Annotated in this window: 18 protein-coding genes and 1 pseudogene; 12 read left to right on the top strand and 7 right to left on the bottom strand. The window is 59.8% G+C overall.

What is annotated here, in order from left to right; all coding sequences use genetic code 11:
- Positions 1-4: 4 nt before the first annotated feature.
- Positions 5-478 (top strand): PaaI family thioesterase, encoded by a 474-nt coding sequence (locus BM244_RS16515; protein WP_093399987.1) that lies wholly within the window; start codon positions 5-7, stop codon positions 476-478.
- A 349-nt stretch (positions 479-827) separates the two neighbouring features.
- Complete coding sequence (locus BM244_RS16510; RefSeq protein WP_093399986.1) at positions 828-1,319, top strand: hypothetical protein; 492 nt, start codon at positions 828-830, stop codon at positions 1,317-1,319.
- 139 nt (positions 1,320-1,458) lie between these two features.
- Here BM244_RS16510 and BM244_RS16505 read toward each other — a convergent pair whose 3' ends face one another.
- Complete coding sequence (locus tag BM244_RS16505) at positions 1,459-2,625, bottom strand: alpha/beta fold hydrolase (RefSeq protein WP_254784494.1); 1,167 nt, start codon at positions 2,623-2,625, stop codon at positions 1,459-1,461.
- Between BM244_RS16505 and BM244_RS16500 the strand changes: the two genes are divergently transcribed.
- Entirely contained in the window at positions 2,548-3,477 is a 930-nt protein-coding gene (locus tag BM244_RS16500; protein ID WP_093399985.1) for a LysR family transcriptional regulator, read from the top strand. The two genes, BM244_RS16505 and BM244_RS16500, sit on opposite strands and share 78 nt — an antisense overlap.
- A 133-nt stretch (positions 3,478-3,610) precedes the next feature.
- Here BM244_RS16500 and BM244_RS16495 read toward each other — a convergent pair whose 3' ends face one another.
- The gene (locus tag BM244_RS16495) at positions 3,611-4,015 is read right to left on the bottom strand and encodes a winged helix-turn-helix transcriptional regulator (protein ID WP_093399984.1); all 405 of its coding nucleotides are present in this window, start codon (positions 4,013-4,015) and stop codon (positions 3,611-3,613) included.
- 81 nt (positions 4,016-4,096) lie between these two features.
- Here BM244_RS16495 and BM244_RS16490 point away from each other — a divergent pair, with 81 nt between their 5' ends.
- Positions 4,097-4,831, top strand: a complete 735-nt coding sequence (locus BM244_RS16490) for an SDR family NAD(P)-dependent oxidoreductase (RefSeq protein WP_093399983.1) — start codon at positions 4,097-4,099, stop codon at positions 4,829-4,831.
- 156 nt (positions 4,832-4,987) lie between these two features.
- Here the strand turns inward: BM244_RS16490 and BM244_RS16485 are convergent, their stop codons facing one another.
- Both BM244_RS16485 and BM244_RS16480 read right to left on the bottom strand, forming a co-directional pair.
- Positions 4,988-5,977: an SDR family oxidoreductase gene (locus BM244_RS16485; protein ID WP_217649138.1), complete on the bottom strand. Its 990-nt coding sequence runs from the start codon at positions 5,975-5,977 to the stop codon at positions 4,988-4,990.
- Positions 5,978-6,287: 310 nt separating this feature from the next.
- Positions 6,288-6,899, bottom strand: coding sequence for a TetR/AcrR family transcriptional regulator (locus tag BM244_RS16480; protein WP_093399981.1), 612 nt, complete (start codon positions 6,897-6,899; stop codon positions 6,288-6,290).
- A 105-nt stretch (positions 6,900-7,004) separates the two neighbouring features.
- On the opposite strand from BM244_RS16480, the gene BM244_RS16475 reads away from it, so the two are divergent.
- The gene (locus BM244_RS16475) at positions 7,005-8,207 is read left to right on the top strand and encodes an MFS transporter (protein ID WP_093399980.1); all 1,203 of its coding nucleotides are present in this window, start codon (positions 7,005-7,007) and stop codon (positions 8,205-8,207) included.
- Between the two features lie 279 nt (positions 8,208-8,486).
- On the opposite strand, the pseudogene BM244_RS23605 reads toward BM244_RS16475, so the two are convergent.
- Both BM244_RS23605 and BM244_RS16470 read right to left on the bottom strand, forming a co-directional pair.
- Positions 8,487-8,628, bottom strand: a pseudogene (locus tag BM244_RS23605) (IS3 family transposase); the annotation flags it as partial.
- Positions 8,629-8,836: 208 nt separating this feature from the next.
- Complete coding sequence (locus tag BM244_RS16470; protein ID WP_093399979.1) at positions 8,837-9,370, bottom strand: hypothetical protein; 534 nt, start codon at positions 9,368-9,370, stop codon at positions 8,837-8,839.
- 178 nt (positions 9,371-9,548) lie between these two features.
- Between BM244_RS16470 and BM244_RS16465 the strand changes: the two genes are divergently transcribed.
- From BM244_RS16465 to BM244_RS16435, 7 genes are all read left to right on the top strand, one after another.
- A complete protein-coding gene (locus tag BM244_RS16465) occupies positions 9,549-9,926 on the top strand; it encodes a hypothetical protein (RefSeq protein ID WP_093399978.1) in 378 nt (125 codons plus the stop codon).
- A 25-nt stretch (positions 9,927-9,951) separates the two neighbouring features.
- The gene (locus tag BM244_RS16460; protein WP_093399977.1) at positions 9,952-11,601 is read left to right on the top strand and encodes a hypothetical protein; all 1,650 of its coding nucleotides are present in this window, start codon (positions 9,952-9,954) and stop codon (positions 11,599-11,601) included.
- A gap of 233 nt (positions 11,602-11,834) precedes the next feature.
- Positions 11,835-12,065 (top strand): DDE-type integrase/transposase/recombinase, encoded by a 231-nt coding sequence (locus BM244_RS16455; RefSeq protein WP_093399976.1) that lies wholly within the window; start codon positions 11,835-11,837, stop codon positions 12,063-12,065.
- Between the two features lie 469 nt (positions 12,066-12,534).
- Positions 12,535-14,019 (top strand): ATP-binding protein, encoded by a 1,485-nt coding sequence (locus BM244_RS16450; RefSeq protein WP_093399975.1) that lies wholly within the window; start codon positions 12,535-12,537, stop codon positions 14,017-14,019.
- A gap of 9 nt (positions 14,020-14,028) precedes the next feature.
- Positions 14,029-16,884: a Z1 domain-containing protein gene (locus tag BM244_RS16445; protein WP_175518243.1), complete on the top strand. Its 2,856-nt coding sequence runs from the start codon at positions 14,029-14,031 to the stop codon at positions 16,882-16,884.
- Positions 16,881-17,903: a PD-(D/E)XK motif protein gene (locus BM244_RS16440; RefSeq protein WP_175518242.1), complete on the top strand. Its 1,023-nt coding sequence runs from the start codon at positions 16,881-16,883 to the stop codon at positions 17,901-17,903. Before BM244_RS16445 ends, BM244_RS16440 begins: the two co-directional genes overlap by 4 nt.
- Positions 17,890-19,962: an AIPR family protein gene (locus tag BM244_RS16435; protein WP_093399972.1), complete on the top strand. Its 2,073-nt coding sequence runs from the start codon at positions 17,890-17,892 to the stop codon at positions 19,960-19,962. The genes BM244_RS16440 and BM244_RS16435 overlap by 14 nt, the downstream gene beginning before the upstream one ends.
- Here the strand turns inward: BM244_RS16435 and BM244_RS16430 are convergent.
- Positions 19,959-20,408: a very short patch repair endonuclease gene (locus tag BM244_RS16430; protein WP_093399971.1), complete on the bottom strand. Its 450-nt coding sequence runs from the start codon at positions 20,406-20,408 to the stop codon at positions 19,959-19,961. The two genes, BM244_RS16435 and BM244_RS16430, sit on opposite strands and share 4 nt — an antisense overlap.
- Between the last annotated feature and the right edge of the window lie 38 nt (positions 20,409-20,446).

The following is a 20,446-nucleotide window of genomic DNA, read 5'->3' as shown; positions in this document are numbered from 1 at the left end:
ACCCATGACGACCGATGCCCCCACAAATCCCGACGGCCTTGCTCAGGTTCGTGCTCTGCTTGCTAGCGGACGACAACCTCCTCTTGGCGAGAAGTTGGGTATCTCTCTAGTCGAAGCGGAACATGGCCATGCCGTATTCGAAGCCACGCCCGACGGCACGTCCTACAACCCCATGGGATCGGTGCATGGCGGATATATCTCTGCGATCCTAGACAGCGCCTGCGGTATCGCCGCCCACACCGGTCTGAAACCAGGGTTCGAGTACACGACACTGGAGCTGAAAGTGTCGTTCCTCCGCTCCTTGAACGACGCCAGCGGCAAGATCAGAGCGGTCGGGCGCCTGATATCGATGGGTGGCCGCGCGGCTTTCTCCGAGGCCACGTTATTCAACGAAAAGGGACAGATTTGCGCCACCGCGACGTCCACCTTGCTCGTCTTCGAACTCCGTCCCGCTAAACCGGCAATTGATACCGCGTGACGTCTGGTATGCTGCAGTTTTACCTTGGCGTAACGCTGCCGGTCGGTCACGACAATCCAGCAAAAGCAGATGCTTAGGTGTCGTTACAACTCGCGGGGCTCTCATATACTGACCACGGGAACTGGTTGCAGCGAACGATCTCTCGTCTTCCTTGAAAGTTGCCATCTAACCGGATGAACGAACGGCCGGATTTGGGAAGTGAAGATGACGTTACAAGTGTCTGCTTCTGGGTCGTCCGGCCGCCAGTTGCCTGTGCAATTAGGGCAGCACGGCTGGTTTGGCGGGGCCTCCGTATCGACGGAGCGGATGACTGGCGCGATCAGCTGATCTATCGCATTGCCCGGTTGATATGACAGGTTACTCTACATCGGGCATCGCGCCACTGCTCGCGTTGGCGACAGCGGCGCTGGCTGCGCCGCCCGCGGTCCATACGCCTGCTCCCGGAAGCCCGGAACGCATCGCGATCGTCAAGACGCTCCACGCGGGCGACGATAGCGCGCAATCGCGTTTCACCTTCCGCGCGTTTCGCGTCCTTTCGGCGGGCACGGGTGCGATTGCCTATGTCCGCGGTGCAGGGCCGGTCGGCACCTTCCAGGCCATCCTGAAGCGCGACGGCCAGGCTGCATGGCGCAAAATATGGGGCGATGGCGATGGCGGCAGCAACAGCTGCGAAGTCGGCGCGCGCCATTATGCCTGGGCGTTGCAACTTCTCCACACCTACACGGCCAACCCCGATACGATCTTTCCGGGCATCGTCGCGCGGACCGGGGACTTGCGACGCATGGCGAAAGCGCAGCCCGACGTGCAATGCGTCGGTGATTTCGACGGCGGCCCCAGTTGATCGCGGGCCATTGGCGCCCACTTGGCGTTATCGATCGGGCGCCGCGCTCGATGCCGCCTCCAGCCGCCCAAGCTGCGTGCGCTCATCGATCATATGCGGGAGTGGCGCCATCGTTGACTGACATTGCCATTCCCGAACCTCAGGCTGAAATGTGTCGTCGTAGAAAGTCGCGCATCAGCGTCGCGATCTCAGCGTGGTGCGTCTCTAGCGCAAAGTGCCCAGCGTCGAGCAGGTGGACTTCGGCATCGGGGAGATCGCTCTGATAGGCCATCGCGCCCGCAGGTACGAACGCTGGATCGTGGCGCCCCCAAACGGCAAGCAGCGGCGGGCGATGTTCGCGGAAATAAGCTTGGAAGGCCGGGTAGAGCCCAACGTTACTGCGATAGTCGAAGATTAGATCGAGCTGGATGTCCTCAGCGCCGGGCCGTGCCATATAGGCGATGTCGAGCTCGTAGCCGTCGGGCGACAGGAGGCTCGGGTCCGCGCCGGTGCCATATTGCCAATTCTTGATCATGTCAGGCGCAAGCGAAGGACGGCAGGCGTCGCGGTTTTTGGCGCTCGGCTCACGCCAGTAGGCTTCCCACGGACCCCATTGGTCGCTGAAGCCTTCGACATAAGCGTTGCCGTTCTGTGACACGATCGCGGATACGCGCTCGGGGTGGCGCATCGCCAGGCGCAGGCCGACCGGCGCACCATAATCGAAGATGTAGAGCGCATAACGGTTCAGGCCGAGCGCCTCGACAAAACCACCGATGACCTCGGCGAGCGCATCGAAGGTGTAATCGAAGTGGCCGCGCGGCGGCGCCTTCGTCTGGCCGAAACCAGGCAAGTCGGGCGCGATAACGCGGTAGCTGTTTGCCAGTTCGGGGAGCAGATCGCGAAACATGTGGCTCGACGTCGGGAAGCCGTGGAGCAGCAGCAGGACGGGGGCGTCAACCGGCCCGGCCTCGCGGTAGAAGATGTCTACCTCGCCTACGCGTTGCGAGCAGTATCGAACGGCTGTCATTGCCTTTTCCTTCAACGGAGTTTGCGTGCGGCGCGCCTTGGCCATGCTCGGCATAGCTAAGGCGGCGGATCCAGCTGCCAGGCCGGTTAGAACGCCGCGGCGCGATGAAAGGGATAATCCGGAGTGCATGATGTCTTCCTTCTCGGAAGCCGGGAGATAAGCCTTGCCAATACCGGGTAGAATAGTCGTATTCTGGTTGGCTGGATTGCAGAAAGAGAAACGATGGATCGGCTGGAGGCGATGGCGATGTTCGTAACGGCAGTAGACGAAGGGTCGCTTGCAGCGGCGGCCCGGCATCATGGTCGATCTCCCGCGACCCTCACGCGCGCCGTGACGCTGCTGGAAAACAATGCCGGCGAAACGCTGTTGCTGCGATCGACGCGCCGATTGAGCCTGACGCCGGCCGGGGAACGGCACGTGGCGACCTGGCGCGACGTGCTGACACAACTTGGCGCAATCGCGCCCTCAGGGGCGGCCGGGCAGCTTCGCGGCAGCATCGCCCTGACGGCACCCGAACTCTTCGGCCGGCTGAAGCTGATGCCCGTCCTTGAACCCTTCCTCTGCGCACATCCGTTGGTGTCGGCCCGCGTGCTGCTGGTCAACCGCCTCGTTGATATGATCGGCGAGGGTGTGGACGTGGCCGTTCGGCTGGCACCGCTGCCGGATTCTATGCTGACGGCGATCCGGCTGGGAGAGGTACGGGTACTCGTCTGCGCTTCGCCCGACTATCTTGCGCGCGTCAGCGCGCCGAGCGATCCGCAGGACCTCGGACGTCACGACTGTATCGGGCTGAACGCAGAGGGGGACGGTGAACTCTGGCGGTTCGGCGCGAAAGAAACGGGTGCGCGAGTGCGATCGGTGCGCGTTCCGACGCGGCTTAGCCTCAACGACGTGGGCGCCGCGATCGATGCCGCCCGGCGAGGGTACGGACTCGTGCGGACGCGCGCGTATCAAGTGGCCGACGACCTAGCAGCTGGTCGCCTCGTACAGGTTCTGGCATCGTTCGAACCGCCGCCGGCGCCGGCGCATCTCGTCTTTCATCCCGACCGCGGGATGCGCGCGCCGGTTCGGTCGTTTATCGATCATGTCGTGCCCGCATTGCGGGGGGAACTGCGCCGGATCACGTCGCTGCTGGAGGAATCAGTCGAATAGTGTGACGCCGATCCCACGCGATGCCGTTTTCGCAGATATGCCTACGTGAACACATGGCCGAAGTTGGGATGCATGTGGAGCGGTTCGAACGTCCACTTGTGGGTCGTTCAGATCGCAAACTGACTTCCAGCAATCAGGCGTGCTTCTGGCGAACCCAAATATCGCGTTCAGCGAAGATCGCCTGCATCTCTGCCATGTTCTCGGTCCCCCAAACGCATAACGGCTCGAGTGCCTGAGCAAGGCTCTGACCAAGCTGCGTCAGCGTGTAGTCGACGCGTGGCGGTACCTCCTTATAGTCGTTCCTGCGCAATACGCCGTCTGCTTCCAACTCCTTTAGATGCTGGATTAGAACCTTGTCGCTGACGTCGCGTACCGCGCGCTTGAGCTGGCCGTAGCGCGTCGGTCCACGCAACAGGAAATACAGAATGAGCGGCTTCCATTTGCCAGAAATGATCTTGAGCGTCGCGTCGAGGCCACAGGTGAAGGCAGGTGCAACGGGAGCGGGCTCGACGATAGCGGATCTCCGGTGATCAGACATAATTGATACTTACCAAAAGGTGCATACTTGCTCATAGGTAGGTCCAGCGCCAGCTGCATGCAACCAAAACTGGAGGCATGTATGAATAGACTAGAAGGCAAGACGGCGATCATCACCGGGGGCGGCACGGGCATCGGCCTGGCGTCGGCAAAGCGCTTCATCGAAGAGGGGGCGTTCGTCTACATCTTCGGCCGGAGACAGGAGAAACTGGACGCGGCATTGGCTACCCTTGGTACGGATGCACGCGCGGTAGTGGGATCGGTCACCGATGCCGACGATCTCGACCGGCTGTTTGATACAGTGAAGCAAGAGCGCGGCACGCTCGATATCCTGTTTGCCAATGCTGGGACCGGCGCCCTCGTGCCGCTCACTGAGATCACGTCCGAGCATTACGACGAGACCTTCGACATCAATGTAAAGGGCACTATCTTCACAGTGCAGAAGGGCTCGAAGCTGATGGGCCAGGGCGGTTCGATCATCCTTACCGGCTCAACCACAGGCGTGATGGGAACGCCCGCGTTCAGCATCTACAGCGCTTCAAAGGCTGCGGTTCGTAACCTCGCGCGCAGCTGGGCGCAGGATTTGCGGGGTACGGGTATTCGCATCAATGTCCTGTCGCCAGGACCAACGCTCACCGAGCTGGCGGCCGAGGTTGTCGGTCGCGATGCGATGATCGAAATGGGGTCTACCACGCCGATTGGGCATGTCGGCGACCCGTCCGAAGTCGCGGCAGCCGCGGCGTTCCTCGCATCGTCGGATAGCAGCTTCATGACGGGCAGCGAGCTGTTCACCGACGGAGGATTGGCTCAAATTTAAAGAACTAAGCCAGCGGGCAAATAAGCCCGCTGGCTTTGATCGCGGTATCGGTCCACTCGCCAAGTTAGACAGGAGGCGTGTTTTCGTCCGCCAGCTCTACCAATCCTCAAGCGCGCGATGTCCGCCCCGGTTCGGATCAGCCGCCGTTCGGAAAATTTACGCCGGTTGCCCATTCCCTCCGGTCGAACCAAAGATCTGACCTGTCGAATAGCTCAAGGACGGATCGGCAGCGGCTACGTAAAGCGCCGCAATCTCAGCTGGCTGGCCAGCTCGCGCCATCGGCGAGTCTCCACCAAAGCTGCGCAACTTTTCAGGCGTCGCCCCGCCGCTGACCTGCAACGGCGTCCAGAACGGACCGGGGGCAACTGCGTTCACGCGGATACCGCGACTGGCAAGCTGCTTGGCCATGCTCTTGGTGAAGTTCAGCACCGCGGCACGGGTCAGTGCATAGTCGACGATGTCGGGTGATGGATTGCCAGCCTGCTCGGAGGACGTGTTGACGATCACCGCGCCCGCGCTCATCCGTTCGAGTGCCGCCTTCGTCAGCCAGAACGGTGCGTAGACGTTGGTCTTCATAGTGTCGTCGAAGTCTTGGCTCGAAATATCGCCGATGCCGGGACGCGTCTGCTGACGGGCCGCATTGTTGACCAGGATATCGAGTCCGCCAAGCTGTTCGCTCGCTTGCTGCACAAGACGTCGGCAAAAGCGCTCGTCGCGTAAATCACCGGGGATCGCGACGGCCTTGCGACCCTCGGCCCGGATCAACGCAATGACTTCGCGAGCGTCCGGTTCTTCGGCCGGCAAATAGTTGATCGCGACGTCCGCGCCCTCTCGCGCATACGCAATCGCTGCGGCCCGACCAATGCCACTATCTCCGCCGGTGATCAGGGCCTTCTTGCCTGCCAGCTTGCCTGAACCCTTATAGCTTTTCTCGCCATGATCGGGACGCGGTGTCATCTTTGATGCAAGACCGGGCCAAGGCTGCCGTTGTACGGGGTAGGGGGGCTTGGGATACGCTGCGGCCGCTGGTGTCGTTGCGGCATTACTGCCACCGCTTTGTGTCGCGGCGTTTGCGGCTGTCGCGGCGATGGCACCAGCGGTAACGGCTGCCCCCGTCACGAATGTGCGTCGTGTGGTATCGGTCATTGTCATAGCTCCCGGAATGATCACAGCCCCAAGCGCTAAGCAATTGCTTCTGTTCCAAAATTGGTCGTGATGCTGCCTTGTTACTTCTGCGTCACCAGCATTTGCAGAAGAGGATTCGCTTTAAATCGAATGAGCATCCGCGAGCGACATTCGCCCTTTTAGCCGCGCTTGCGATACCGGACGGTTAAAACGAACGGGCGTCTGATGTGGGGATGCGTAGAAAGGCGTGTGAGTTTCCTAGACCGGGTCTCCGTGCAGATATTCTACGGGTAATTCGGCGTATTTGGGACCGCCACGCGCAAACGCGATCCTAAGGTCGGCCAGAGTTTGCATCCCAAGCAGCCAATGCCTGCGTGACCCCCGCATCGAGGTCTTCGTGAGAGACGCCATCTCGAGCCTGAATAGACAAGCCAACCAAGACCCCGTCGAACAGCGTGGTCAGTCCGGCCCGATTGGTGTCGTGCCGCAGTGCGCCATCCTTGATCGCCGCGTCGACACAGGTCCGGATTGCCTCACGGTTCGCTGCCCGCTCAGCTAAAGTCAGCGCTTGAACGGATCCTCCGTCGACAGAGCAGATAGTGCTCGAGAGCGTGATCATGCAGCCAGTCGGATGGGCGGGATCGGTCTGCATCTCCGCCGACCGGCGCAATGCTTGCTCTATGCGCTCGCGCGGCAAAAGCCCCTCATCATGCAAGACAAGCATTACCTTGCCATGCGTCGCGCCATATCTTTCAAGCGCGGTGCGATAGAGTGCCTCCTTGGAGCCAAACGCCGCGTAGAAGCTCGCCGACGAGATGCCGCCCATCGATCGACGAAGCTGCTCCAGCGACACGCCTTCGAAGCCATACTTCCAGAACAGGTGCATAGCCTGCCTGACCGCGGTGTCACGATCAAAGCTTCGGGGACGTCCGGTACGGGCCATAGCAAGCTCCTATGCTAACTTCTGAAATAGTCGATCCAAAAGTCGTTGACAACCGGAAGCGCATCTCACACTTGTGGACTATTCAATCCACAAATGAGGTATTCTATGGCGCATCCAGTACCGGCACGCGTGGAAGGCGAGCGCGATACGCTGCCAATCGCTGCGCTTCTGGCGCTCGCTATGACTGGTTTCACCGCCATTTTGACGGAAACGCTACCGGCCGGCTTGCTGCCCCGTATGTCGGAGGGACTTGGTGTTTCCGAAGCGCTAGCCGGGCAGACCGTCACCGCCTACGCCGCAGGTTCGCTGGTCGCTGCGATCCCATTGACGGCGTGGACCCAAGGATCGCGCCGCAAGCCGACGCTGCTGGCGGCTATCATCGGCTTCCTTATCTTCAATACTATCACTGCCATCTCCGGTAACTACTGGCTGACCTTAGTCGTTCGCTTCCTGGCCGGTGTGGCGGCCGGCCTCGCCTGGGGTATCCTGGCAGGCTATGCCCGCCGAATGGTCATTGGCCCGCTCAAGGGCAAGGCGCTCGCAATCGCGATGGTCGGTACACCGATCGCGCTCTCGCTTGGCGTACCAGCGGGCGCCTTTCTAGGGGCGACCGTGGGCTGGCGGGCCGCGTTCTTCGCGATGTCGGGAACGACTGTCCTGCTGATCGGATGGGTGTTGTGGGCGGTGCCCGACTTCGCGGGCCAGTCGGCGCACCGACGGTTGTCTATCGGAACCGTCTTTAGAACTCCTGGCATCCGCCCGATCCTCGCGACGATTTTCGCCTGGATGACCGCCCATAATATTCTCTACACCTATGTCGCGCCGTTCGCCGTGCTGTCGGGCCTCCAAGGTCGCGTCGATCTGCTGCTGCTCACATTTGGCGTTGCAGCGCTTGTAGGCATCTGGGTGACGGGGCTTCTGGTGGACCGGATGCTGCGCCGGCTGGTGTTGATCAGCTTGGTCACGTTTGTCGGTGTCGCGCTGGCCTTCATCCTGTTTGGTACGGTCGCGGCAGTGGTGATCGGGGGCATCGTTGTTTGGGGGTTATCCTTCGGCGGTGCAGCGACGCAATTGCAGACGGCATCTGCCGATGCGGCAGGCGACGGAGTCGATCTCGCCAATGCCATGATCACGACCGTCTGGAATAGCGCAATTGCCGCGGGCGGCATTGTCGGCGGCATTCTGCTCGATACATCAGGTGCGGGCAGCTTCTCCTGGGTGGTTCTCGGGCTTTCGGTGACCGCGCTTGGCATCGCTTTCAGCGCGCGTAGGAATGGTTTTAAACCCGGTCCACGCTTGCATGCGTAATCGAAGGATGCGCGGTGTTGGATGACGTCGGGTTATGGCGTCAGGCGCGAGATCGGCGTGAGCGGGTATCGCGCTTACCCGTGCCATCGGGCAGGAGCGATGTCTTCGGAGATATCTCCGCCCCAAAGATAAATGAATGGTCGAAGTTGGGTAGCTGATAGCAGATCGCGAATGTCCGGGTATGGGTCATTCCTCCTATGATCGCAAATTGCAACGTACCAAGGGAGCCGAGCAGCGACGCAGGTATACGGTATCTCCGACGTGCTTCCCGGGCACTCGTCGCAAGCGACCATAATAGCCTTGGACGAAGCCGTTCTGCTGCGGCCTACCCGGCGCCATGTAATACCACGTGACCCGGGTGTCCGGGACCAAGCCAAAACGGCATGACCTGTCAGCTCGTGCCATTGTCGCTGACCACCATGCACGACAGCTCGCTTCGTTCGGCAAGGGTGCCGTCCGGGAAGCTGGCGCTTCAGGCTGAGAAGGCGCTCGTGAAGGCGAGATCGCTCGGCTTCCGGGGCTTTGAGCGCTACTGCAGCTGGGGATCGGTGCAAACGGGGAAAGCGCCTCTCCAGATGCGCTTGCGGCGCGCGGCCGGTCACTCACTGCAGCAATGGCGAACGCGGCGGTCAGCGCAGCCGTTCCACGTCGGGGCCGTAGTCCGCAATGCCGGAAGGCAGGAGGATCATCAGGCCTCTGAGAGACGGGTAGACTCGCTGCACCTCGTCGAAGGCGTCCCCTCCATTTCGGACAAGCACAGGCTCGGTGAGCGGGGCCGGCTCCGCCATGGTTTTCTCGATGGTCTTGGGTGCCTTGGATCGCCCAAGCGGCCTTCCCGTTGCCGGATCGACCAGCCGCGCGAGGGCCTGCATGGCGGCGTTCGCCGAGACACCTCTGTCGCTCCAGTGCGCGATGCCAACCCAGCGCTCGCCGGGCAGGTCAGCTCCGTGTTCGGCTAGGTGTGACTTGTACCAGAGGACGTTCTCGAAGACCCAAGAGAGCGTTGACCGTGAGCGACTGCGGCGGCCGCTGACCGAAAGGGCGAGCAGCGGACCTTCATCGCCGCCGGCCTCCAGTTGGGAGTCGATTATCACATCTCCATCGGTGGGATGATGGGCCTCCGTCCATCGGATCTGCACCTGTCTTATCCAGCCATCCGTCATCGTCTTCCCCAGTGTTTCAAGCGAGTTCGGCGCATTTCTGCATCGCCACGACCGGCGCGGATGTCGACGTGCTCGGTGGCACGATCTGCGTGAGCGCCCGGTAGCCGGTCAAGTCATAGTGTTTTCTCTTCCTCTTCGAGATGTTTCCGATAGTCTTGTCGTAGGAGGCAGATCGTCAATGACCATCCGCGACATGCACAGCGGCGCGGCCGTGACCGGAGTGCTTGCCTCGGGCGAACGAGGTCGCACCTTCAGGCTTCTCTGCTCCCGTCTGTCGCCGGCGGAACTCGCCGACGTTCGCAACGCGCTGGACACGAGGATCGAAGGCAGCCGGATCGAGACCGCCAGCTGGATCCCGGGAGCCGACTGGCGCGGCACCGCCCACCAGCCGATCTACGAAAAGGGGGCCCGCAGGAACCCGGACCTGGCCGCCCTGATGTTCGGCCTGATGGCGTGGGAGGCCTTCGAGCGGCACGAGGACGATTGGTATACCGAGAGGTTCAGCATGGGCGGCGAGGAGGATCGCTTTCGCGTCTACTTCAAGCCGGATCGATGACGAGGTCTGGGAACTAGGGAGCACCATGGCAGATTTTCGAATCTTCAAGGCGGAAGCGGACGAAGTCCTCGGGACGTTTGATGGGCGGGCTATCACGATCGAACGGGGATCGACCGCTTCGCGCGAGGTCGCGGTCCACGAGTACATTCACGAACGGCTGTTTCACGAAACGCTGGATGGCGTGCTGCATCGTGTCCTGATCCGTCGTTCCGATCAGGACGGAGATTTTGAGGCGGACGATAGATCCTCCCGTCTGATGACCGAAACCGAGTTCGCCCATGAGGCGGCGGCGACCTACCTTGGGGTTCAGGCGCTCGATGGGATCGAAGAGCGCGCCGACACATTCAGCCAGCTGCCGCCGGAGTATCAGGAGCACTACAAGGTGATGGGGGACGTGATCACGCCTCTCACGTCCAGCACCTTCTTGGCTTTCACTCTCGGTTGGTCGCTCGCCTTCTGGGCGTTTCATAGCGCGCGCATCTTCGAGATTTATCAGGAGGGCTGGAACTCGTTTGACGCCGTCCTGACGCGGGTGCCGTCTCCTACGGAACGCCTCCGCGCCGGCGTTGTCCATCTTCGGGCCTCTGGTTCCGCTTGGCTAGAAGCGGGCCTTTGGGCGGCCGCATCAGCCTACGCGGAGGATGGCGAGTTGCCTTGGGACGTGCACGACGACGAGCGATGGCGCGCACAGCCCCAGTCGAGCATCGCGCGTCTGGAGACGCTACTGTCCGCGGCGCTCTGGCGTTGGCTGCGGAATTACGCGCCGTGTCCTTCCGCCGGACCGGAGGAGCGACCGGAAGGCTTCGATCGCTGGCTGCTGGATCAACTCGATGTGCCTCCGCAGCAGAGGGAATTAGTCGTCAAGGACGACGCCTTCGATGCAGATCCGGAGAACGAGCTCGTTCTCGCCGCGACCGGAGCACTGCGGGCGGGCAGGGCGCGCGTCACGAACGGCTCGGCGCTGAAGATCCAGCGCGTTCCGACACGTCAGCCGCATGACAGGCGAAGAGCATTGAAGCGCTTCCTCAATCAATCGCCAGCGATGTACTTCATCGGGTCGGCCTCACCCTGCGGAACGAAGGGATGGGCCGTTCACATATACAGGCGCGACGCGTTGCCCGGACTGGCGGCGAACGAGAGCGCCATCGCCGATCGCTTCATCGTGGTGGAAGATTTCGCGCTTGAGCTGATCTCGATGCTGAAGAGCACCGGCATTATGCGCGACGGCGATCGCCGCTCGCTCTTCATGGCCGCGGTCCACGCCGCGACCCTTGAAACCCGTCTGGAAGACCTGAAGGCGCTGCTCGGGAGCTTGCCGTCGGTCGGCGCTTCTCTAACCGGGTGGAACAGTGCCGACTGGCCACTGTGGTACTGGACGGACGACTGGCCGACGCTGCTGTCGAGCTCCGGTGCCGCCACGGGAGCTCTGAGGTTGGAACTTGGCGGCACCGGTTTGACAGAGACCTACATCCTGCATGTCGCCAAGATGAACGGCGTGCCCGGCTACATCATCAAACTCACCGCTCCGCTCCCCGGAGATGCGATCTTGCGATACGAAGCCGCCCTTAAATCTGGTGGGTCTTTGCTCTCCATGCCGGAAGAAGAGATTAAGAATGTGACGAGCGGTCTGTCCGGGTATATCGGTATCGTGGTTGAGAACTGGTATGTATTCTGATAAAGAAATCTTCGTTTGAGGTGCTACTCTCCCCGTGTTCGGAATAGTTGGCGGCTCTCGTTTCGGCTAGCGGGGTTTTGATTCTGCGTGACGCTGCGACCATGCGCGAGACTTGGATGCGGGGCTTTCGTCATTGGCGCTGCGACATGGACAAGACGTACGTGAAGCTGAACGGCGAGATGGTCTACCGCTAGCGAGCCGTCGATCATGAGGGCGAGTTCCCCGAGAGCTATATCACGAAGACGCGGGACCGGGATGCGGCGCTCACAAGCATGGAGAAGGCGCTTAAACGGCATGGCTCGCCCGAAAGGATAACCACAGACGGTCTGCGCTTGTACCGTGCGGCGATGAAAGACTTGGGCAGCGCCTACAGGCAGGAGCGTCGCTGGGCCAGCAACCGGGTTGAGAACAGCCACCTGCCGTTCCGACGACGAGAGCGGGCGATGCAGCGTTCCGACAAATGAAGACGCTACAGAAGTTCGCTTCCGTCCACGCCGGCGTTCACATCCATTTCAACCTCGAGCGTCACCTCATTGACCGCCAGACCTGCAGCGAACGACGCTCAGCCGCCTTGGCGGAGTGGCGGAGTGGCGGATCCTCGCGAGTTAAGCCGCCGTGATCAAATCCCGAAGTCCATTGTGTGGAGAGCGGCGCGCTTCAGACTGACATCATCACGCGAAGTCTGATGCCGCTGGGCAATAGAGCGCTGGCGCCCGGCGGGGCAAATTCCCTTGCCTCGCCGCGAATCCCCAGAACGGCGTTATCCTCGCCATTAATTGTCCGATAATCAGTATACCGTTCCCTTTGGGGGCTTAACGTAGCCTTGCATCGCGATGCATGAACCGGATAGCCTGAGGAATGATGACTGCAACGCGTGCCTGTTCGAACTAGGGAAACTCCAGCAGGCACAAATGCGGATGTAGGGGGGGGGGAATGCAGGAATACGAAGATGCGCCGCCACCGGCGGACGCACTGTCAGAGTCTCTTCGTGGTTTTGGCTATTCAGTCGAAACTGCACTGGCGGACATCATCGACAACAGTATTACCGCTAGAGCGAAAAACGTGCGAGTTACGCTGTCTCTCGGTGGGGCCAGTCCGTTCGTCCTAGTACTCGATGACGGTAACGGCATGGACGAGCCGACGTTGCGCGATGCCATGCGGCTGGGATCCCAGAACCCCCTGACCCCCCGCGACAGTGCTGACCTTGGTCGGTTTGGTCTCGGCTTGAAAACTGCGTCCTTTTCTCAGGCGCGCAGCCTGACGGTGGCCTCGAAAAGGAAAAAGGGCGGCATCGCGGTCCGGCGATGGGATCTGGACTATCTGGCAAGCAACGATGGTGAGTGGCGACTTCTGACCACCGCACCCGAAGATGCCGTATCCCACCTCGAAGAACTCGAGCAGGCTTCCCACGGAACGGTTGTCCTCTGGAGCAAGCTTGACCGAGTTCGGCCGCGAGCTGGGCATTCGCCTCAGGGAGGTTCTCACATCCTGATGGGACAGATCGAAAACCATCTCGCCATGGTTTTCCACCGTTACCTTGAAGGCCCGCAGCCACGGCTGAAACTTTACGTGAACGGCGCGCGCATAGAGCCATGGGACCCGTTTCTCAGCACGCACAAAGCGTGCCGGCCAACGCCGGAAGAGACTCTCGGCACCGGTGAAAACCGCATTCGAGTTAAGGGTTTCGTCCTGCCCGCTAAGGACATGATCGGCGACGCGGCAGATTTCGAAAAGGCGGGCGGCAACGACGGATGGATCACCCACCAAGGGTTTTACATTTATCGCAATGACCGACTGCTCGTTGCCGGCGGTTGGCTTGGCCTTGGCGTCACAAGACCATGGGTACGTGATGAGACCCACAAGCTGGCGCGAATTCGGATAGACTTGCCAAACTCGGCCGATGCCGCTTGGCAGATTGACGTCAAGAAGTCGGACGCCAGTCCGCCCGAGAACCTGCGCAACCGGCTTCGTGATCTGGCGATGCGTGTGCGATCCGACGCTCGATCTGTCTTCGTCCACAGGGGAGAATACGGCAAGCGAGCTGCCGCGCCGAACCTAGCGCGGCCATGGAAAGCAATCAGGATCGGCGGGCAGTCGGCGTACAGGATCGATCGATCACACCCGCTGGCGTCCTACATTCTTCAGCAGCTCAATGATGACGACAACTCCGTCGAGACGTTCTTGAGGCTGGTTGAAGAGACGGTTCCGATCGAACGTATATGGATAGATACCGTCGAGCAGGGCGAATTCCCCGCACCGGCATTTTCCGGCGAGACGCGCGAGCAGATCAGACAACTTGCGCGCGATCTGCTCGCCAGCCTCGTGAATGGCAGCGGCATGACGGCCGAGAAAGCGAGAGCGCATCTGAGAAGGATGCCGCCGTTCGACCAGCACGCAGATATTCTAGACGAGATTTAAGGAAAAATGATGTCCGAAGGACTTTCATCGAAAATAAGAGGTCAAGTCATGGGTTTTCTGGAGGAGATCCGGAAAACCGAGGCCATCACCGCGGATCGCATTGCGCAGATTCTCGATGGAGTCTGTCTAATGTTCCCCTCACTACCGGCCGACTTCGATCGCCAAGCGATGCTGGATTCCATCGCGGGCAAGATCAGCATCTGGATCGGTGAGGAACGCGAACTCGTAAACGACGAAGGGCATGTCGAATGGCTTGCGGCCCGGAAACCCGACATCAGCTGGAGCTACTGGGATCGTTATCGCACGCTGATGCTGCCGCAGATCGGGCTGGATCCAATTACTAGACTGGACGGTATCACGGACCGGATACTTTCTCATCTGGAGGACCCGACCCGCGAAGGCTCATGGGATCGGCGCGGCTTGGTGGTTGGTCATGTCCAGTCCGGCAAGACAGCAAACTACACCGGGCTGATCACAAAGGCGGCTGACGCGGGCTACAAGATAATCATTGTTCTCGCGGGGATACACAAGAATTTGAGATCGCAAACCCAGATTAGAATCGAAGAGGGCTTCCTTGGCTATGACAACGATCGAACGGACGGTGAGGGATTCCGTGCGGTCGGCGTTGGGTTGATCGATCCAGATCACAGGCTGCGGCCGGACTGCGTCACAAATCGAGCTGACGATGGAGACTTCAACACTGTTCGCGCCCAGACGTTCTCCATCAATCCCGGCGGCCGGCCACTCGTGTTCGTTATCAAGAAGCAGCGTACGGTTCTGATGAACCTGATAAACTGGGTGAAATGGGCGCACACCGCCGTCGACAAGGATACGGGTTGTGAATTCGTAATGGGCATTCCGTTGCTGGTCATCGACGACGAAGCGGATCACGCATCGGTCGATACAAGTGAGGGAGCCTTTTACGAAGATGGCAGCCCGGATCCTGAGCATAATCCGTCCACCATCAATAAGCTCATCCGGCAGCTGCTGACCCTGTTCGAGCAAAAGGCCTATGTCGGCTACACGGCTACGCCCTTTGCTAACATCTTCATCCATGAGAAGGCGGAAACCAAGCAGGAAGGGCCTGACCTTTTTCCGAGCAGTTTCATCCTAAGCCTGCCGGCGCCATCGGACTATTTTGGGCCCGTCCACGTCTTCGGCTCCGAAGTTGATGACGACGCGTCCGTCGAAACATCCGAGCATCGCTACGTACGCGAGATCGACGATCACGCCGATTCGCTTGAGCTCGAGGAAAGACTTGGCTGGGTCCCTCCAAAGCACCGCAATGGGCATGTTCCACGCTACATGGGTGAGCTGGCTCCGCCCCCCTCCCTCCAGACTGCGATCCAGTCATTCATACTTGCCACGGCGGTCCGTCGTGCACGCGGGCAGGTGAATGACCACAATACGATGCTCGTCCATGTCTCGCGGTTCACGAGCGTCCAGAACCTGGTGAAGGATCAGATCGAGGCCGAAGTGCACGCGATCCAGCGCGAGTTTCGCTACGGTGAGATGGAAGACGAACGATCAGTTCGACAGGAGCTGGCGTCGCTCTTCAGCAAGGATTTCGAGCCGGGCTTGAACCCGGCCTACGTTCCCGACGGCGTGACGCTCAATTGGAAGAGCATCGAAAAACAGGTCGAAATAGTCGTCAAGCAGCTTGAAGTGCGCGAAATCAACGGATCGGCTGGCGACATCTTGGATCAGGAAAAGGCTGGCTCCGAACATGTGGCAACAATTGCCGTGGGTGGTGACAAGCTTAGCAGAGGTCTTACTCTCAAGGGTCTCACGACGAGTTACTTCCTGCGAGCCTCACGCATGTACGACACACTTATGCAAATGGGTCGCTGGTTCGGCTATCGTCGCGGCTACGAGGACGTGTGTCGACTGTTTATGACTTCCGATATTCGAGAATGGTTCGAGAAGATAACCACAGCCTCGGAAGAACTGCGAAGCGAGTTCGACCATATGGCAGCAGTGGGCGGCACGCCGCGGAAATATGGCCTGCGAGTTCGTTCGCATCCCGCCCTGCTGATCACGTCGCGTGTAAAGATGCGGTCAGGTACTGCCATGAAACTGAGTTTTGCGGGCACCATATCCGAAACGATCACGTTCCAGACATCCGAAAGGGTAATCGAGAACAACCGTGATGCCGTAAATGCGCTGCTGCGGGCAGCAGGAGTACCAACCGAGGCCGATCCCAAGCGACAACGACCGGATGGAGTCGAACAGCACTGGTCGGGCTCCTATTTCTGGCGCGATGTTGGGGCAGGAAGCATTCTCTCCTTTTTGGCGAGCTACTCGACACACGAAGATTCCGTAAAGGCGAACAGTAATTTCCTTCGGCAATATATAGAGAAACAGGTTGCGAAGGGCGATCTCGAGCATTGGGACATCGCGCTCCTTGCCGGTCGCTCCTCAGGAAAGGCAAAACTGGGCGGGCTGGACCTTTCCATGGTTCAGCGAACCGCTCTGGAACGAAATACCACTATTCAGGAGCAGAAGGATGCCGGCAAGTACGTGATCGGACGGCTAGTCTCGCCGCGAGATGAGGGCATAGACCTCTCTGAAACGAAATACGCGCAGGCACTGGATCAAACGCGCAAGGCGTGGGTCCAGGACACTGGACGCAAGCGCAAGAGGAACGAAATCCCCGACGAGCCCGACGGCATTGCGATGCGTGACGTCCGGGCTCAGGGCAGGGGTCTCCTGCTGCTCTATCCGCTGGATCCGAACAATGGCGTCACCGATGGAGGGAGCATCCCGATCATGGCAATGGCCATAAGTTTCCCCACCAGCAGCAACGCCACAGCAATTGACTATGTCGTGAATAATGTGTTCGCCCGATCGGAGAGCGAGCTGTGACACCTGACACGGTGGAAGATACATGGCGCACCATTGAGGCCGAGGGGCGAACCGAACGAGGCTGGCATGTTCGCAAGGTCTCCGACGGCCCTGTCCATGAGCTGCAGGCGGGACGGCGCATGCCATCCGGATCCGTGGGTCTTCTGTACGAGCTTGATGCCTCTGCCGTCCCCAGCGGAACCGAATGGCCTGATGGCAAGGGTTTTCGGACAAAGGTCGAGACGCTTGTGCCGGGATCCACGGGTCGAATTCGTGTCGCGTTGGAACTGACTGTGCCGCAGTACCGGGAGGTCTTTGGCGCGCTTTGCGGCGACATTTCTGAAGTCGTGATGGCAACGAAGACATCCCGGGCAGGCTTTTCAACGTTTCTGCGCCGCCTGCATGCGTGGCAGAAATTCATGCAGATCCACGCGGACCGCGGGCTGTCGAACGAGAAGATCCGAGGCCTGTTTGCAGAGTTACACGTGATCGAGGCTATGCTGATGCCCATGCTCGGCGAAGCCGAAGCGATCAGCGTTTGGCAGGGGCCGCATGCACTTCACGATTTCGATCGAAACGGCCACGCCCTCGAGGTCAAGAGTGGCGCCGCGACCGGCGATCCGGTTTTCCACGTCTCCCGCCTCGATCAGCTCGATGAGACAACGGTGCGCAGCCTGCACCTTGCGTTCGTGCCACTGACCGAAGTCACGGGCCGAGGATCAAACCTTCCCGAAATCGTGGCCAGACTGCGCGCGCGAGTGAAGTCGTACCCCGGTGCAGAACAGCGGCTAGAGGATTTGCTCGTCGGATCTGGCTATCACGAATCCCAAGCGTCTCTGCTCGCCGAACCCCGGCTCGTTGCCAGAGACATGTTGCTTCATCGGGTTGAGGGCAATTTCCCTCGACTGCGTCGAGACTCCGTCGCCGCCGGAATCGTTTCTGGCCGGTATGCCGTGAGGGTAGCATCCTGCTCGGACTGGCTGGCTGTTACGGACGACCTTGCAAGGACTTTTGGAGAAGACTTACATGGCGCCGCCTGATCGAGAACTCGGAGCCTTCCGCGAGGGTCTTCTAGCGGAAATTAGGGAGAACCGCGGTGGCTCGGCAGAGCTGCCCGAGTTTTCCGAAAACGTGTTCACGGCAATCTGCCTTGAATGGCTTGAAGACGTCGGGCTCACCGAGAATTCCGAAGTCTGTCACTTTGAACGCAGCTTCGGTAATAGAAATGCTCGCGCCAACGGTTATGCGGTGGATGACGACGAGGCTGTTGTTGATGTCTTCATTGCATGTTTCGATGGCGGAGATGTTTCCGGCATGCTTCCGCCGGATGATCTTCGACGTGCCGCGAGACAGGCCAAAACCTTCTGTGAAAAGGTCTCGACTGAACTCCTGTCGAATCTCGACCCCTCGGGTCGGGATTACGGTATGGTCGAACGCTTTGGTGATGTTGCCCCCAAAGCAAGCAAGTTTCGGGTTTTCGTGATCACAGATCAAGCATGCTCTCTTTCGTCCATTGATGCCGAGGACCTGAACGGCAAGGATCTGGTATACGAGATTATCGACATCGAACGCCTTTACCGGCTTGTTCAGGCCGGCTTGCCACGTGACGAAGTAGTCATAGACTTCACGCAGCACGCCGCCGGGGGCCTGCCCTGCCTGCATGCGCCGGAAATCTCCGGTGACTACGACGCCTACCTGGCACTCATCCCCGGAGAGATGCTGTATCAGCTCTACGACCTTTATGGTCCACGCTTGCTCGAACGAAACGTTCGATCCTTTCTTCAAGCGCGGGGGAAAATAAATCGGGGGATCCGCGATACGCTGCGCAAACAGCCCGATCGTTTTCTCGCATACAACAATGGCATCGTGGCAACGGTTGACGAGATCCACGTTCGGCATGATCAGGCCGCTGGATCCCGACATATCACGTCAGTTCGCGGGTTACAGATAGTAAACGGAGGACAGACGACCGCTTCAATTCACAGAGCTAGGCGCGACGACAAGGTCGATCTGTCGTCGGTGTATGTGCCGGCCAAGATCTCACTGATCAGCGAAGGCAGGATTGAGGAGATGGTGCCGGCGATTTCTCTTTACGCCAATTCGCAGAACAACATTCAGATGGCCGATTTCTCGGCCAATGATCCCTACCATGTTCGCATGGGGCAACTTTCCGGACAGATATGGTGTCCAGGTGAGCAGGGTCGCTGGTTCTATGAACGGACGCGCGGCGAGTATGAGGTCGAGAAGATCCGTACCGCCAAGACACCCGCGCAGCTCCGACGGTTCAATGAGCGAACGCCTCGCCAGCGCAAGTTTGACAAGGTTGAGCTCGCCAAGTTTCTACTTTCATGGGAGCAGCGGCCCGACAAGGTCAGTCTGGGCGGTCAGAAATGCTTCGCATCCTTCATGCAGGATCTATCGGAAACCCATTCAAAGGACTGGTTACCCGACGACGGCGACTATCGACGTGCGATCGCCAAGGGGATTCTGTATCGATCGGCACTCGCAATAACGCGCCAAGAGGATTTTCCAGCTTATCGAGCCCAAGTAGCGACATACCTAGTGGCTTATCTTTCCCATCGCACCGGCAGGCAGATCAATCTGGAACGCATCTGGAATGAGCAGGGGCTTTCGAGCGAGCTCGTCGCACTCCTTCGGAGCTGGGCCTACGGAGTTCGTGATGCCATCGTGCAGTCATCGGGCGGGCGAAACGTCACCGAGTGGTGCAAAAAGGACGCCTGCTGGAAAGCACTACGTGCTGTCGATTTGTCGCTTTCGGATGAACTCCCGCCGGAAATTGACGGCGCTTCATCTTCGTCCGCGGCCACAAGCGACGTTTCCAATCTTACTCCAGCCGAGCTGGACGCAATCCACCATTGCCAGAAAATCACTGCTGAAGAGTGGATCAGGATAAGCAAATGGGGGTCCGAGACCGGCCGGCTCAAGGACTGGCAAACCGGCATTGCGGGGACCCTGGGCACTTATGCCGCGCGTGATTGGTCCAAATCCCCATCGTCCAAGCAGGCGAAACGCGGCCTCGAAATATTGCTGATTGCGAGAGAAGATGGTGGACCCCTCGCATCTGACCCCGACGCCTAGCCCGGCGTAGGGAACTCGATCGCCTGAAAGTCAGATTTCAGCCAGGCAACCATCTCGGAAATCAGTTCATCGATATTTTTTGCTCGAAGCGCGCACTCCCAAACAATTGCCACACGCCAACCAGCTTCGCGGAGCAGCTTTTCGTTCCGTTGATCCCGCTCGACGTTCGAGCCGAACTTGGCCGCCCAGAACTCAGGCCTTGTCTCAGGCATCGTTGTGAACCGGCATCTCTCGTGCCGATGCCAGAAGCAACCTCGCACCTCGATAACGGCCCTCCAGCGCGGAAGAACGATGTCGGGACTGCCGGGAAGCGAACGATCATGAAGCTTGAACCGGAAGCCTTTCGCATGGAGCGCCCGGCGTAATCGCAGCTCGGGTTTCGTGTTGGTTGACCGGATGCCGGACATCATCCTCGAGCGCGTGCCACTGTCTACGACGTCGACCATGTTTTTCCCTGGCTGAACCCCTCACAATTGGTAATGCC

Origin of the sequence: Sphingomonas sp. OK281 (assembly GCF_900115295.1) — a bacterium.
GTDB lineage: Bacteria > Pseudomonadota > Alphaproteobacteria > Sphingomonadales > Sphingomonadaceae > Sphingomonas.
Note: the sequence above shows the minus strand (reverse complement) of the source record. Positions and strands in the feature narration are given on the sequence as shown.